This is a genomic window from Pseudomonas sp. TWR3-1-1 (assembly GCF_049896545.1).
Taxonomy (GTDB): domain Bacteria; phylum Pseudomonadota; class Gammaproteobacteria; order Pseudomonadales; family Pseudomonadaceae; genus Aquipseudomonas; species Aquipseudomonas weihenstephanensis.
This window is the reverse complement of record NZ_JAFCUO010000010.1, coordinates 1-15234: the sequence shown is the minus strand read 5'-3', so window position 1 is coordinate 15234 and position 15234 is coordinate 1. Positions and strand designations below refer to the sequence as shown.

Annotated in this window: 11 protein-coding genes and 1 pseudogene; 6 read left to right on the top strand and 6 right to left on the bottom strand. The window is 55.0% G+C overall.

Annotated elements, in window-relative coordinates:
- Positions 1-81: 81 nt before the first annotated feature.
- Positions 82-1521: a hypothetical protein gene (locus ACP7A4_RS19285; RefSeq protein ID WP_426247965.1), complete on the bottom strand. Its 1440-nt coding sequence runs from the start codon at positions 1519-1521 to the stop codon at positions 82-84.
- A 437-nt stretch (positions 1522-1958) separates the two neighbouring features.
- A complete protein-coding gene (locus ACP7A4_RS19280; RefSeq protein WP_059761610.1) occupies positions 1959-2978 on the bottom strand; it encodes a zinc-dependent alcohol dehydrogenase family protein in 1020 nt (339 codons plus the stop codon).
- 267 nt (positions 2979-3245) lie between these two features.
- Here ACP7A4_RS19280 and ACP7A4_RS19275 point away from each other — a divergent pair, with 267 nt between their 5' ends.
- From ACP7A4_RS19275 to ACP7A4_RS19250, 6 genes are all read left to right on the top strand, one after another.
- Positions 3246-4160 (top strand): LysR family transcriptional regulator, encoded by a 915-nt coding sequence (locus tag ACP7A4_RS19275; RefSeq protein ID WP_048364829.1) that lies wholly within the window; start codon positions 3246-3248, stop codon positions 4158-4160.
- Positions 4161-4399: 239 nt separating this feature from the next.
- Positions 4400-4699 (top strand): His-Xaa-Ser system protein HxsD, encoded by a 300-nt coding sequence (gene hxsD / locus ACP7A4_RS19270; RefSeq protein ID WP_059761611.1) that lies wholly within the window; start codon positions 4400-4402, stop codon positions 4697-4699.
- Complete coding sequence (hxsB, locus tag ACP7A4_RS19265) at positions 4696-6183, top strand: His-Xaa-Ser system radical SAM maturase HxsB (RefSeq protein WP_426247964.1); 1488 nt, start codon at positions 4696-4698, stop codon at positions 6181-6183. The genes hxsD and hxsB overlap by 4 nt, the downstream gene beginning before the upstream one ends.
- Entirely contained in the window at positions 6183-7418 is a 1236-nt protein-coding gene (gene hxsC, locus ACP7A4_RS19260) for a His-Xaa-Ser system radical SAM maturase HxsC (RefSeq protein ID WP_059761613.1), read from the top strand. Before hxsB ends, hxsC begins: the two co-directional genes overlap by 1 nt.
- A complete protein-coding gene (hxsA, locus tag ACP7A4_RS19255; protein ID WP_059761614.1) occupies positions 7415-8023 on the top strand; it encodes a His-Xaa-Ser repeat protein HxsA in 609 nt (202 codons plus the stop codon). The genes hxsC and hxsA overlap by 4 nt, the downstream gene beginning before the upstream one ends.
- A 50-nt stretch (positions 8024-8073) precedes the next feature.
- Positions 8074-8487, top strand: coding sequence for a hypothetical protein (locus ACP7A4_RS19250; protein ID WP_059761615.1), 414 nt, complete (start codon positions 8074-8076; stop codon positions 8485-8487).
- 214 nt (positions 8488-8701) lie between these two features.
- Here ACP7A4_RS19250 and ACP7A4_RS19245 read toward each other — a convergent pair whose 3' ends face one another.
- The 4 genes and pseudogenes from ACP7A4_RS19245 to ACP7A4_RS19230 all read right to left on the bottom strand — a co-directional run.
- The gene (locus tag ACP7A4_RS19245; protein ID WP_426248034.1) at positions 8702-10279 is read right to left on the bottom strand and encodes a type VI lipase adapter Tla3 domain-containing protein; all 1578 of its coding nucleotides are present in this window, start codon (positions 10277-10279) and stop codon (positions 8702-8704) included.
- Complete coding sequence (locus ACP7A4_RS19240) at positions 10279-12429, bottom strand: T6SS effector phospholipase Tle3 domain-containing protein (protein WP_426247963.1); 2151 nt, start codon at positions 12427-12429, stop codon at positions 10279-10281. Before ACP7A4_RS19240 ends, ACP7A4_RS19245 begins: the two co-directional genes overlap by 1 nt.
- A 49-nt stretch (positions 12430-12478) precedes the next feature.
- Positions 12479-14986, bottom strand: coding sequence for a type VI secretion system Vgr family protein (locus tag ACP7A4_RS19235; protein ID WP_426247962.1), 2508 nt, complete (start codon positions 14984-14986; stop codon positions 12479-12481).
- Between the two features lie 110 nt (positions 14987-15096).
- Positions 15097-15234 (bottom strand): annotated as a pseudogene (locus ACP7A4_RS19230) (Hcp family type VI secretion system effector); the annotation flags it as partial.

Sequence of the window (15234 nt, the reverse complement as noted above, 5' to 3'; positions counted from 1 at the left end):
GGACCACTGGCTTTAAGTACTGGATGGGCGTACAGATAGCAGTTTGCCCGGTGCCCTGGCAACTCCTATTGGATCAGTGGTTCAAGGCACACCCTTGTGTGGGTCGTGCGTGCACATGAGGTCGATCAGCGATTGCCCCGCGACACAATCGACCTTGCGCATGGTGTAGAGCACTTGCAGTGAGCCCAAGGGTAAACCACTGATGCTTTGCAGCCATGCCGAGTGACGCGCGCATGCCTCGTCATGTGCGCCCAAGGCATGATGGAGATCGTTGGCCCACTGCAACTTGTCGGGGTAATGACGTTGCAAAAACGCTACTAGCCCTGCCCCTTGTTCAACAAAAGGCGATTCAATCAGGCAGTTAAGTTGCTCGTTTGTCAGGCCGTGAATGTCATTAAGGTACTGTTCCATCTGTAGGCGTAACTTCTGAATTCTTTTAGGCGTATTGAAAGTGGCGCAAATAAGTTTTGTCAGTTGCCCTTTATACCGTTCATTTAACGCGTTCTCTGCACTGATGCTCTGCAAGTAATGGCAGACCCCGGTGCAATAGTCATTGCCGGTCTGGTAATGGCTGCGCAACCCTTGAACGTGGGCGGCGATCAATATAACTGCCACCTGCGGCTCTTCAATATTAAAGGTCTGGGCAGGCCAGGGTCCTTCGGTAAAGAGCAGTGCGGGCGAACTCAGCACTTCGGTCTCATGCGACAAACAATCAAACACATTGATGATTGCCATGCCGCTGCCTGTCATTGGCTGATAAGCTTCGCCCGCAGGAGGTTGTTGGCACAGCAGGTATTTGAAGTCGTCATCCAGTGTGGTGCACACATGGACTGCCTCAGCGATTGCATTGCCGTAACCGGTTGGCCTTACATACCCCAAATGTTCGGCCACGCGCAGCATCCATTGTGCGTACTCGCCAAGATGTTGCGGGGGGCGTCTGTCAATCAGCGCGCTGACGGGGCTGCCCCACAAGCAGGCCGTACGAAATAATTTGGCGCGTGATAGCAAGTCGGCATACAAGAACGTTACGCGCGCCTCGCCCTGGCTCAAATGCCCGGACATCAGCACTTGCATCCGGTTCAGCTCAGGGGGACGCTCATTGAGCAGCGTGTGGCGGTTAAGGATTTGTGCTCCGCTTTCGTCAACGTGCAACAACTCAACGCGTCCGTCGTCATACAAAAATAACTCGTTGCACTGGCTTTGGAAGCGGGTCATGACCGAGGGGGTGAGTCGCGGCTGGCGCAGCACGACCAGGCGCAGGATGAACGTATCGGGCGCGCGCGCAGAGATGCTTAGCTGTGCAGCCCTTAAAAACGCCAGTGTATAAGCGCTTTCCTTGCCGCCTTCATGCACCACCATCACTCGAAAGTGCCCTATGCGTTCGATACCGCCTGCCGCGACCAATAAGCGCTGGATCAACAGTTGCAGTGCAACGCGCTCGTGACGATTAAATAGCCCCAGCAGTCGATGCAAGACTTGTTGATAAACAAAGCTCATCGCTTGTTCATGGAATGTGCTCATTGGTTAAGCCTCCGTAATATCGAATTATTATTCAATGGCCTGGTCAGTGACGCTTAAAGTGTTCTGATTTCGCCAAAAAGCTAAAGGTCTGCATTACATTTACATAAGAATAAGCCTACAAATAAACATTCAATAAGATAGTTATTGCCAAGCTTCATAATTAAATGAGTGCCCACTCACAAACTATCAGTATTTATGTTGCGATGAAAAGCCAAGTCGAGCATTTAACTTTTCTCGTCTGGCTGGAGGCGTCGGGTTAACACGATGGAATATTGACGGTGCGCGCCAACCTCATTAAACGTAGGCGGTTGGCCTCTTAAACGGGCGTGATCAGTGCTGTATAAGCGGTTGAAGTGTGACCCAGAAAAAACGCCGCTGAACAAAGTGCTCAGCAGCGTTTTTTAAACCGAAGGAATAATGCCTTCAAGCTTCAAGCTTCAAGCTTCAAGCGCCAAGGCTACCCGCCCGCGGCATGGGCAGTCGTCCATGTAGCGGTGGGCCTCAACAAACTCGTCAAAGGGGAAAACCCGAACCACCAACGGCCGCAAGATTTTATCTGCCGTCAATTGATTGATATCGCGCAGTGCGCGCTGCATGGCCTCGACGTCCTGCGCAATACCCAGTTCAGGTTTGCCGGTAAAGTTGCCGATGCAGTGTACGTAGAACTGAATGTTTTTCTGGAACGCGGCACAGGCCGGAAACGGCGTTTGGTTGCCGCCTTGCAAGCCGTAGAGGATCAAGCTGCCACGCGGGGCCAACACATCGCCCAATACCGACATTTGCGGGCCGCCCAGGCCGTCAAATACCACGTCCACGCCCCGGTTGTCCGTGAGCTTGTTGATCTGCATCAGCAGGTCCTGCTCTTCGGTCACGATCACCTTGTCGGCGCCCAGGCCCAACAGATAGTCGCGCTCCTCAGCCGATTTGGTCGCCGCGATCACCTTGACCCCCAGTGCTTTGCCCAGTTGCACGAACGAGGGGCCAGAGCAATGGCTGGCGTCGGTGATCAATACCGTTTGCCCCGGTTTGACCCGCGCCAGATCGACATACGCGAAGTAGGCGATCAGTAACGGCGTGTAATGCACACTGGCTTCAACCGGCGTCAAGACATCCGGGTAGCGCGTGAGTGCTGAGCGCGGCATGACAATCTGCTCGCCGTATGTGGGGTATTCATTGGCGCTCTGGCCGGGAAAGCTGGCCACCTTGTCACCGACCTGCAAATCGGTCACATCTTCGCCCACGGCCGTGACAACGCCTGCCATTTCATGGCCAAGACCTGCGGGCAAGCGGGCTTGCGACGGCGCCAGGTTCTGACGCCAGAGCACGTCATACCAACTGATGCCTATGGCTTGGACGCGCACCTGCACTTCATCAGACGCAGGCGCAGCGACCTCGTGCTCTTCGCACTTGAGCACCTCGGCCGAGCCAAATTTGTGAAAACGGATCGTGCGCGACATTGCAAACCTCGCCAAATAAATCGCTAATACCCCAGGACTTTATCGGGGCTTTGGGCGCAAGACTACCAGACAGCATTAATAGTCGACATGCCTGACATTGATCCGCAGACAGATTCAAGCGGATCAACCCACGCTCGAAGGCGTTTTGAGTTGCAAGAAAATCGGATCAGGCAATAAGAAAGCCAATCTAGGCAGTGACGATTCGACATCTATCACCGTAAGATCCGTTACCTCATTGTTTGTAGACCCGCCTGTGAAGCCTGCTAGATGAACCGTAACGACTTGCGTCGCGTCGATCTGAACCTGCTGATCGTCTTTGAAACCTTGATGCATGAACGCAGTGTGACCCGTGCCGCAGAGAAATTGTTCCTGGGGCAACCGGCGATCAGCGCAGCGTTGTCGCGCCTGCGCGGTCTGTTTGATGACCCGTTGTTTGTGCGCACCGGCCGCAGCATGGAGCCAACGGCACGGGCGATTGAGATTTTCGCCCTGCTTTCACCGGCACTGGACTCAATTTCCACGGCTGTCAGCCGTGCTTCGGAGTTTGACCCGGCCACCAGCACGTCGGTCTTTCGCATTGGCTTGTCGGACGACGTGGAGTTTGCGCTGCTACCCATGCTGCTCAAACGCTTACGTGCCGAAGCACCGGGTATCGTTTTGGTGGTGCGAAGGGTGAACTACATCCTGATGCCACCCCTATTGGCGTCGGGCGAGATATCGGTGGGTGTCAGTTACACCAGTGACCTGCCCGCCAATGCGAAGCGCAAAGTCTTGCGCCGCAGTAAACCCAAATTGTTGCGTGCCGACACGGTCCCTGGCGCACTGTCGCTGGATGATTTCTGTGCCCGCCCGCACGCGCTGGTTTCATTCGCCGGCGATTTGAGCGGGTTTATCGACACCGAACTGGAGAAGCTCGGCCGCAAGCGGCACGTGGTACTGGCGGTTCCCCAGTTCAATGGTTTAAGTACATTGCTGGCGGGCACCGACATTCTCGCCACCGTGCCGGACTACACCGCTGAGGCCCTGACCGCCGCGGGCGGTGTGCGCGCAGAAGATCCCCCGCTCGACACCCCGGCGTTTGAACTGCATATGGCCTGGCGCGGTGCTCAAGACAACGATCCAGGGGAACGTTGGCTACGCTCCCGTATTCAAATGTTTTTTGGGGATCCGGATAGCCTTTAGGCGTCTTCCGTCAGGCAGATGCAGATGCGTGAGGTTGGGATGCCGCAGGAGCCGCTGTGGCTAAGGATGGACTAAGAGATAGCAACCCTCGGTCCTCCCCCGCATCAATGGCAGAGGCATAGTGAGCGCATCACTCTCAGGCTGGACAAGTGTGCGCAAATGTAAAAAATAGGATGGCACAATGCTCCGGCAACCGGCAAAATCCCCGCGTTCCCAATGGATTTGAAGGATCGGTTCCTATGACATGGCCCGTCACGCTACAACTCGACAGCGCAGCCTACCCGCTCAATGTGGTGCAACGTGTTGCTTATTCCCTGGCCGACACTGTCACGATTCAGGTCGGTATTGAAACCAATCAGATAAGCCTCACGGCTCACCGCGTGGAAGCAAGGCTTACGCTTTCCCCTGAGCTGGCTCACTCGCTGATTCTTCGGCATCTGAACGACTTCGCTCTACGCGATCACATCCACCGCGAAACAGCGGGGTTGCGCGAAGTTCTGGCCCGGGCCGCGCTCGCTGGATGTGGGATTTCCCAGTGACACTGATTGCGACAGACGCCAAGCACTACCGTTTGCTGCCGTTGCGATTCATGCGCCTAGACACCGGACATGAGCGTGACATCCTGCTCACCTCCGATACCGGAGAGTACTTACGCGTGAACGACGCGCAATTACGAGCCCTCAGTTACTTCGAGGTTCAAGCAGGTACTCCTTTCTACCAGGATCTGCTGGCCCGCCACTTCATCTACGAACCAGGCCGCCACTACCCGCTACCGGAGATGGCCGCGCAGTATCGCAGCCGCAAGGACTTCCTCTTCCAGGGCCCTGCACTGCACTTGTTCGTGGTTACATTGCGCTGCAACCATACCTGCCAGTACTGCCAAGTGTCGCGGGCCCCTCAGGGAGGCTCAGGTCACGACCTGTCGCAAGCCGATGCACAGGCCGCGGTCGATCGCCTGTTCGAATCGAACGCTCCCGCCCTGACTGTGGAGTTTCAGGGTGGCGAGCCGCTGCTGGCTTTTAAACGGGTGCGCCAGATTGTCGAATGGGTTGTTGAGCGCAACAGGGTCGAGCAACGGGATATTCAGTTCGTCATCACCACCACGCTGCACCACCTTACGGAGGAAATACTCGATTTCGCAGAACAACATCGCATCCATTTTTCGACCTCGCTCGATGGGCCGGCGTCCTTGCACAACGCCAACCGCCCTACCCCGTCACGAGATTCCTACGAGCGCACTGTAAAAGGCATCCAGTGGGTCCGTGAGCGCCTTGGCCATGATTCTGTTTGCGCACTGACCACACTGACTTCAAGAAGCCTCGAACAGCCGGAAGCGATCATCGATGAGTATGTAAACCTGGGTTTTTCCAGCATCTCGCTTCGACCTCTGAGCCCTTATGGGTTTGCCACCAAGAGTGCCCATCGACTTGATTACCCTATTGAGCGATACCTGGCTTTCTACAAGAAGGCACTGGCCTATCTGCTACATATCAACCAACAGGGCGTATACCTCTCAGAGAGTTATACGAGCCTATTGCTGAAGAATATCCTCACACCCTTTTCCTCTGGCTATGTAGATCTGCGTTCCCCTGTTGGCGCAGGTACTGCGGTGCTGGTTTACAACTACGACGGTTATGTCTATCCCTCGGACGAAGCCCGAATGTTGCTGGAGATGGGTGAAGGCGGCTTGAGGTTAGGCACTGTGCAGCAACCCTTGTCGCAATTACTCGCATCGCCCGTTATGAATGCGTTGCTTGCCAGTGGTGTAGCAGAGGCGCTGCCGGGTTGCTCTGACTGCGCGCTTGTCCCGTACTGTGGTGCTGACCCCATCGAACACTATGCCCGCCAAGCTGACCCGGTCGGACACCGGGTGTTCAGCAGCTTCTGTCAGAAGAACATGGGGCTGCTCAAGCATCTCTTCGGCCTGCTTTATGATGGCGACGACGAAGTCCAGAGGGTGCTGCTGTCTTGGTTGAACAGGCGCTCTTACAACGATGTCCAGTTCCCCGGTTACAGGGGCTGATGGCGATGCTACGCAAAGATACCCACTTCCAAATCCATCACCTGAATGAGCCCAAACTGCTCAAGGTCATCACTGTGGATGAGTTCATCGAGCAAGGACTGGCTGTTTGTGCCGCAAGTGCTGATTTCGGTGATCTGCTGCTTTGGCTACCCAATGAAGAACGGTTACGCAACCCGCATCTTCTCTCATTACCAGTAGGTGGATTCCTGGTCCCGGAGCCAGTGATCGGCGGCTTTGACAGCGAGCGACCACACCTGCACTCCCCCAAAGATGCGAATGTGGTGCAGCCGGGCGATGTCATTGCCATCACACCTGGCAACACGTTAGTGCGAGTGCTCTACCGACGAGGCTCAGACAGCAATTTGCTGTTCATGACCGATCGTTGCAATAGCCTCTGTCTGATGTGCTCGCAGCCGCCTAAAGATATCGATGACCGTTGGCACATTGAGGAGAATCTACGGCTGATCGACCTGATGGACCCGGGCGAGGAGAATCTGGGAATCAGTGGCGGGGAACCAACGCTTTATCGCGACGGCCTGCTCGAAATTCTGGCCAAGTGCAAAGCCGTTTTGCCACACAAATCCATTCATGTACTCAGCAACGGGCGTCTGCTCCAAGACCTGGGTTGGATCGTAGCGCTGTCTGCCATTGGGCACCCTCGGTTGAGCTGGGGGATCCCGTTGTATGCCGACAATGCCGCAGACCATGATCATGTGGTACAGGCGCCTGGCGCGTTCAGCGAAACCCTGCAAGGTCTTTATAACCTGGCACGCGCCCACCAGGTCATCGAGATACGCGTGGTCCTCAATCGCCTGACCACTCCACGCTTGCCAGAGCTCGCCCACTACGTGTTTAGGAACCTCCCCTTCGTGCAGCATGTTGCGCTTATGGGTATCGAAAGTACCGGCTTGGCTAGAAAACACTACGAAGAGCTGTGGATTGACCCGCTGGACTTTCAGGAGTCGTTGAGCCAGGCCGTGTATTTCCTGTTCAACCGCGCAGTGCCGGTTTCGATCTACAACTTGCCCCTGTGCCTGATCCCGGCTCACCTCTCGCGTTTCAGCCGCCAGAGCATCTCGGATTGGAAGAACCTGTTCATCGATACTTGCCAGCAATGCGCAGCCGTCAAACATTGCTCCGGCTTCTTCAAATCCCACACCGACCGCTGGCAGAGCCGAGGCGTACAACCTCTATCGACCGAGGCCTTCAGCGCCTATGCAAGGAGTGCACAGTGAAATTGCTCGACCGCTGGAAAGTTCTGATCAGTGGGATCAGCCTGCTGCCAATGGCAGGGACTCCCTTGGCCCAGGCGGGCCATCTGTCGCTCGCCGATACGAACTGGCAACCCACTGACAAGCTACTGCCTCCGGTATTTGCCGATACGCTCAATGCGCCAGACACCGTTAACATCTATGCGGCGCATCGCTCGCACAGTTCACACCGGTCCCACAGTTCGCACAGCTCTCACTACAGCGGCTCGGGTGGCTATAGCGCACCTCGCTATTACAGCCCACCCGTTACCACTACCCGAAGCTACAGCGCGCCGAGTACTTCGAGCAGCGCCTCAAGCAGCAACAGCCTTTATCAGTCGTCAGGAACTCCCCGCGCGACAAGTTCCAGCGCTTCAAAGAGCCGAGCGACCAATGAGCAGAAAAGTAACTTGGTCACCCGTGTGCAGACCGCGCTGATGGTACGCCAGTATTACCAAGGCACCATTGATGGGGTGATGGGCAAAGCGACACGTGGTGCGTTGATGGCCTTTCAAATGGACACTGGGCTCACCGTGAATGGCCGGATGGATACGCCATCGCTGAATGCGTTGGGGATCAAGGTTCCATAACTCGTCTCATGGTAAAACTCACCCCCCTTCAGCAACTAAGGAACTGTTCCATGCAGCGCATCACGCAAGTCGACAACACTCTTTGGGCATTGATCAGCCGCTTGCAAGGAGCGCAACTGCAAACACCGTCGCAAGGTGCCCGTTTTCGTATCGTGGCTGTTGATGCCAATGGCGTTGTGATTCAGACCGGATCGGAAGACTCGCTGTTGACGCTGACTCGGGCAGCTTTCCAGCAAACGTTGGACTACCTCGCCTCTAACAACCATTTCGGGCAAGCACAAGCCGTGAATATTCGCTCCAACCATGCCTACGAAAATGCCGGCCCACTTTGCCAAGCGGCTCGTTACAGAGCAGAAGGCAAACCGGGCCGTACCAACATCACCTACATTCTGCCGATTCTGGAGCAGTGCCAAGCAGTCGGCATCCGGTCCACCACCCCAAACAGCACTTGGCTCCTACCCTGAGCCGAGTTTTTGTTCGAATGCAGATAACAGCCTTACTCGGTGAGCAGGCTTAAAACTACCGTCTTGGAGTCTGGTTATAGTTTTTTAGTGATCCGGATAGTTTGTAATCTCGAACGTAAACCTTGCACGTTCATGGGGCGCCCTGACTCTTCAGTCAAAAACGCAGGCATGGCCTCGCGAGGCTACTGCTTTTAAGCAACGGCCTCGCGCAGTTTTACAACTCATCCATCCAGTTTCGGTTCTTGTTCTGCTCGGCCAAAAACTCTTCGAGGGTGTAGTCCACGTCTGCTAACGGGCGGATGGCTGGCACTTGTCGCACAGGTTCGGGTTTTATCTCTGGCGTCTCATCACTGCTGGCTGTCTGCGGCATGAGGTTGATACCAAACGGGTTGCTGACAGGTTTTTTGCCCGGTGTGGCTGAGGTAATCGGAATAATCGTCGCTTGATCCTGACGGCGCATGGGCATGACCACGCTGGTGTCGGCATTCAGGTAACTGGCCATTGTGGCCAGAGCGATACCCACAAACGGTGACGCAGAACCGGTGTCGCCCAGGCGCTGGGTCAAGTCGTAGCTTTCGCGTGAATCGAGCAGGTCCAGAGAACTGTGGGCGGCGTGCAATGCCGGGGACAGCTCGGCAATGGGTCTGCTGTTCAATCCGCCGTCATAAAATAGCCGCGCAGGTTTGGGGGTGAGCGCGTCTGTGGCTTTATTCCATCCGGCCGCCAATTGCGCTGAGAGTGCTTCGCGCTTCAGGCGTTCGCCGTTATCGGGTCGCTTGAGTGAGACCGTCACAGGGCGATGAATTTTGGCCAGTACCTGCATGGCATCCCATTGCTCAAAAGCGCGCTGCGTCCAGGGTTGCGGGATGAATTCGGAAGGTTGAAACTCAATCGGTGGTTTACGCCAGCCCCAGCCACGGAACTCTGGATCGATCTTGTTCTCGTTGACCTTGGCGTATTGCGCGTAGTAACGCAGCCACTCGACACGCTCAGGGCGACCTACGACCAGCGCAACCATGGCGTCAGTAAGTTCGCCGGGTTTGCGTGGTCCGCCACCGCCTATAAGTGGTGTGTCTTTAGATGAAAGTGAATACGCCATATTAAAACCTTCATTGCTGTATACAAGTACGGCAGGAAGATCAGGGTTGTGTTCAAAGAGTTGAAAAAGAGCTTCAACTAACCCTTCTGGCGTGTCATCACATATAATCCCATTTTTCAAATTTCTAATGCGGTGCCAATGTAAGCCTGCTGGGGATCGCATGTCGTTAACCATTGCCGCCAAGCTGTTTCGTGTTCTTGGCGGCGTAAAGCGTAAATTCATAGCGTCTGGATCCCAATCACTGACAACCGTGATTGTTGGAATTGGCCATTTTTCTGGAAAATCCTTTAACCCCAACTCTAATGCGTCAGTTTCACGTTGGCTGTAAGCCGCGTCTTTATCATCGGCTAATACTGGGTACTTCTTCGGGTCCATTGGGAGTGCACTTCCAACGTGTAAAGAGTTGGGCTGCCCTGCACTTTGCTCTTGCAGTACATGCCATATTTGTCCCTGCCGATAAGTATCAACACTCATGCCAATACTAAGTACATCCAATGTGTTTAAGCGTGGTGAGGTGGTCGGTGCGCGGTACTGTGCGTCAGTGGTCATAGTGGTGATCTTCTCCACAGGAATGTAGGCACTTACAGGCGACGCTGAAAGTTCAAAGCAACGGCTCGGATTTTGAGAGGCGTCAATCGAATTGCTAGTAAATATCAGACCAGTCAAGCATAAATAAATAGTCAGTGCGCGCATCATGCTTTGCTTCCAAATTGAATTGACTTACCCGCATCACGCTCAGCTATTGTTTGCGCGGCTATCAATTTAGGCATCAAGTCACTTATTACTGGGAACTCACCGCTTGTACGATAAACCACAGTCGAGTCGATCATCGAGCGGTTGATTTCACTCTCTTTCAAATAATATGCATCAACGTCTTCACTAGGGAGGTCAACATCGGCATCGCTCTGTGCGTTAGCCTTACCCCGAGTACTCTTCCAATCCTGCCGCCAATCAGCCACGCGGCATAAATACGCATAAAACGTCACATCATCCACGCTCTCCCCTGCCCCAATCGCCACGTCATACGCTAATACTTGCCGACTATGTTCCGGGTTGTTGGGAATCGCAGAGTGAAACGACAACGGTTCGTTGTATTCCTTTTGTAAACGCAATCTTGCTTCATAAGGCGTCTCAGAGCGCGTCACTAGCACTTGACCGTCACCCTTGGCGCGAGCGCTAAACACGTGAGTCATGTGTGCCTTTTCTTTACCTTCATTAAGGACCGCTTCAATACTTGCGTTGTCACGCCCCTGCTTGAAGGCATCGGCTTCACTCATGAGTGCGTGCCTGGCATGTCGGGTATCTTGCGGTACCCAGCCCTTGTTGCTCACGGCAATAGCTGCATCTACAGGGTCCAGCGAGTCCGTCGATTGGTAAATACCACTTGGCGAATCACCGCCTGGCGCAGTTACCACACCATCTGCTTTGAAATCCGCAATTGCCGCAACAGGCAATAACGGCGCGGTAAGCAACACTTTCCCGCCCACTTCAAGCTCGGCACGGACTAATGAGAGTTTTTGCTTGAATGGCAGCCCGGTGTCGTCCCATGTTCCTTCTCCTTTTAGCCTTAGGGGATAGACGTAAGGCGGGGTATGTTTACCCACCCGTTCTGGCTCACCTGCACGCTTGCGAAGAGTGAACACCCGTTGGTGAAAATGTAGGGGTAGCAGCGAGCGGACAGGCTGGCCATATACCTCGTCTCCGATCCCTTGCCAGCCTATGCCCTTCACGTTAGCCAAACCCACGGTCTGGTCCTGAGGCGTGAAATAGAGGTAGGTACTGCCTCGGTTATCCCGCTCATTGAAAGGGATTTTTCCCCCTTTGATATTAGCTTGACTCCCCGCACCACCGGTCCAGCCTGAACCACCAATGGCACCGTAGCCCGGGCAGTTTTTCAGGGCGACGCGTGACAGAGCCGGGTGTAAATTAGGTGCTTGAGCGATGAACTGCAAAATACCGTTGAGTGTGGCAATCCGGGCTTGCGAAGTCTGTTGACTGCCCTTCGTGCTTTGGAATTTCTCGGTGAATGGTTCAAACAAACTGTATGGCGAGTTCAACATCACGACGCAGTCGGCTGCTCGCACACCGTCATCTTTAAGATAGGCGTGAGCCAGCAGCGTCAGGAGCGTGCCTTGGCTATGCCCCACAACGTTGATGGTGTCGTTCGGGTAACGTTTACGGATAATTTTGATCACCATGGCCAGACGCATCGCCGCTAGCACCATGTAACGCCGCCCGGCGGCCGAGTGCAGCGGATGGGTCATATCGCCGCCAATTTTATCCAGAGAAATGAAACCAAACAGCTTGCCGTTGAAGCCCTTGCCCCACATGTCCGGCAAGTTAGTAGTGGCATTGGCAAACTGCCCGCCTTCCTTGGTACCGGCCTTGTCCAGGCGGTTATTGTTGCGGTCCAGCCACTCCCCGTGCGGGGCGGTTTTATTGATGTGGGCTTCTTCTTCGCGAAAACCCCAATAAAACGGAATGACCACACTTCGCGTCGGTTTGGCATCGTCAGCTGCATTAAATTTGCGCCGGTAATACATCGCATCCGGGTTAGTAGCTTTGCCGGAGTCGTCCGAAGGCAAGCTGTAGCCCGCAGATCTCATATAGCCGGGATTATTCATCCCGCCCGGTAACGTTTCTGGCATGTCCAAGCGTTCATTCAGCCCTTGGCATAACCCGCTTTCGATGCGCGCATAACACCCCGCCAGGTCGTTAACCCCATGCACGAGGATGGTCACGCAGGGCTTGGGCGGCGGTGCAATCAAATGCACATCGCCGCCGCCGGGCAAGGTGATGGCTTTGGCTGAAACGATAGTCCTCATCTGAGCGGCTTCGCCCATGGGTGTGCTCCTTGCTGGTGATTAACCACGTCCGTTGTGTCAGTAAGACTCATGACTCTGCCTTGGGTTGCATCATGCGTACGTTGGCAATGTTCATCGCATCTTTTTGCAACAGATCCGTGGCGCCTGTCGCATCGGTGATGCCTTCAATAATCTCGCCATTTCCCAATGTGATTTTGTAGGGCACGTTGGCCATCGGGGTGGCGCCATCAATTTGTTTGAGCATGAATCGCCGCTGGGTGTCCCCTACTTTGAACGTTGGCAATTCGGCTTCCAGACTAGTGCCACCGATATGACTGTGTTTGGCTGCCTTTACCGTGAAATTACCCGGCATGCCCAATTCGATATTGCCGCCTTTGAGGGTGATGTACGCACCTGCGCACATGAGGGTGATGTGCTCTTTAGCCGATACCAGTACATGCTGGTTGCTCGCGGTGACTTCCACACTTTGGTCCGCCTCCAGCCGAATATTGTTTTTTTGCGCCTGCAACAGTAGCAGGCCCTGATGGGTGATGTGGCGCATCACACCACTTTGCGCAAATAACCCCACATCAGTGCCTGCGTTAACCACAAACTTTTGTCCTGAAGTGAGCTGCTGATTTTCCATGGCCACGCTATCGATGTGCTCGCCCGCAGCCACGGTAATGCTGCCGGGTGATGTGACTGCCACACCGGCTTGACCACTAAGCGCTATTGCGGGGTTGCCGCCATTGGGCTTGTCCGGTTCGTTGTTGGCGCCATGGCCCAAGTCTCGCACTGCTTCGCTGAGTGTTTTTTGCGGATCGGTGTCATGGTCGATACCTTGGTTATCGACGGCATAGTCTCCCAAGCCCTTGGCCAGTTGCAGTGCCGCTTCGAGCACTTGCACCACGGTGCCACGGTCCAGATGGCCACCGCCAGCCTCCAGTTGCGCCTCTGTACTGATCAGCAAACCCCTGGCCGCCCGTAGCGCACCTTTCTCATCTGTGCGCAGTTCAAAACCTTCACCCCGAGGGGCGCCCCCCTCGGGCCGTGGATGGGTCAAGTAGCCCAAGTGCAAAGCGGTGCTGCCATGGTCGCTCATCAACGCTGCACTGATCTCTTTATTGGTGTCGTCAATGCGAAGCTCATTGGCCCGCCCACCTTTGTATTCTTTACTTTTGATGGTACTGAGGGTTTTGAGGTTCGGTAGCGGGTACGGCGGCATGTTTGTCGCGCGGTAAGTGCGACCGGTGATGATCGGCTGATCGCAATCGCCATCCAGGTAATCAACGATGACTTCCTGGCCAATTCGCGGGATCGCCATATGGCCCCACTCTGCCCCGGCCCAGTTCTGCGCTACGCGAATCCAGCAGGAGCTGAAGTCATTGTCTTTGCCTTCACGGTCCCACGGGAACTGAACCTTTACCCGGCCATATTCATCGGTGTAGATCTCTTCACCGTCAGGTCCCACCACGCTGGCTATTTGCGGGCCCTCAACTCGCGGCCTGGGCAATGGTGGTGATCGCCATTCCACTGATTCCGGAATGATCTGGGCAGTGAAGTCATAACTTACGCCCATGTCAGCATCTGCGGATTCTTCTTCCTGACTGGCGTGTTGTATCCCACGGTGGGTAATGCGCACTGAGCGCCACCACTGGTTGAAATCCTCGCGTGGATGGCCGCGAAGTTGAAATGAAAACCCCGGAATCAAGCGTGGATCATCGCCTTGCACCACGGCCATTTGAACATCGCGACGATAACCGCGCAGGCGGTCCTGGGTGAACGGTTTACCGGCGGTGCTGGCTTTGTAACGGCCCGGGTATTCGTAGCGTTCATAGGGCAAGGATTGGCGCTGCATGTCTTCGCCTACCGCATGCTGTTGCAAGTCGAATGCAGGACGTTTAAACGTGTAGTCGCGCTCGGTGTGCTCAACCGTGCGCACGTTTTCGGTGTAGCTGAAAGCGTACAACACAGGTTGGGTGGCATCAGCCGCCGGTTGCGAGGTGTAAAGCACCGGCCCGCCCGCAATGCGCTCCTGCACATACAATTTGTCGCCTTGAATCAGGGTGTGGGCGCTGTCGTTGTGTTTGAAAAAGTAGAACAGCCCCTCTTCGGACGAAAGGCGATCAAAGAAGTAGAGGTCGGTGTCACCCGCCTGAACGCAATATTCACGCGGTAAATGTTCAGTATTGATGCGCGTTTCATATTCAAGAATGCCGTGTTCACTCAGCACCGATTTAATGATCTCGGGAACATTTTTTTGCTGGTAGATGCGCCAGTCGCTATTCAAACCCAACCGCGCAAGCTGTGGCTCAACCACCACGCTGTAGCGCGTGCGGCGAAAGCCGGTTTTGCCTTGGGTGAAGCTTGAAACCAGGCCGTGAACGTAGCGTACCGCCGTGGAGCCAGCCCACAGTGTGAGCAACGCGGGCTGATCCAGTATCTGGGCAAACTCTATGGCGGGGTTGTCACTGGCCAGTTGCAGAGTCAGGCGAAAAGGCTCGCTGATAGCCTCCTCCAATGTGAACTCTACAACTTCGAATTGCGCCCGACTGGTCAGTACGCTGAAGGTGAACTTCAAATCCCTTTGACGCATTTAACTGTTCCTTAGTCAAAAGAGTGGGCATTTGTGACGGGTAAAAAACACTGAAAGGTGAGCAGCCCCGGACAGTTGACTGCCCGGGGCTTTAACGCGCTCGCGCAGCCTTAGCCTGCGACCGGAGTTCGCCAGTCATCCGAACCGGATGTGCCGGACACTTCGTGGGTCCAGGTGATTTTGCGGTAGGTGAATTCCACGTCTTCCAGGTGCGTGAAGTGCGAATTCGACGGGTCCTGGCAGTTGTG

Excerpts from the sequence above, each read along its gene's own strand:
- hxsC (WP_059761613.1), top strand. The coding sequence starts at position 6,183 with ATGGCGATGCTACGCAAAGATACCCACTTCCAAATCCATCACCTGAAT.
- ACP7A4_RS19245 (WP_426248034.1), bottom strand. The coding sequence starts at position 10,279 with ATGCGCGCACTGACTATTTATTTATGCTTGACTGGTCTGATATTTACT.
- ACP7A4_RS19275 (WP_048364829.1), top strand. The coding sequence starts at position 3,246 with ATGAACCGTAACGACTTGCGTCGCGTCGATCTGAACCTGCTGATCGTC.
- hxsD (WP_059761611.1), top strand. The coding sequence starts at position 4,400 with ATGACATGGCCCGTCACGCTACAACTCGACAGCGCAGCCTACCCGCTC.
- ACP7A4_RS19285 (WP_426247965.1), bottom strand. The coding sequence starts at position 1,521 with ATGAGCACATTCCATGAACAAGCGATGAGCTTTGTTTATCAACAAGTC.
- ACP7A4_RS19235 (WP_426247962.1), bottom strand. The coding sequence starts at position 14,986 with ATGCGTCAAAGGGATTTGAAGTTCACCTTCAGCGTACTGACCAGTCGG.
- ACP7A4_RS19250 (WP_059761615.1), top strand. The coding sequence starts at position 8,074 with ATGCAGCGCATCACGCAAGTCGACAACACTCTTTGGGCATTGATCAGC.
- ACP7A4_RS19240 (WP_426247963.1), bottom strand. The coding sequence starts at position 12,429 with ATGGGCGAAGCCGCTCAGATGAGGACTATCGTTTCAGCCAAAGCCATC.
- ACP7A4_RS19280 (WP_059761610.1), bottom strand. The coding sequence starts at position 2,978 with ATGTCGCGCACGATCCGTTTTCACAAATTTGGCTCGGCCGAGGTGCTC.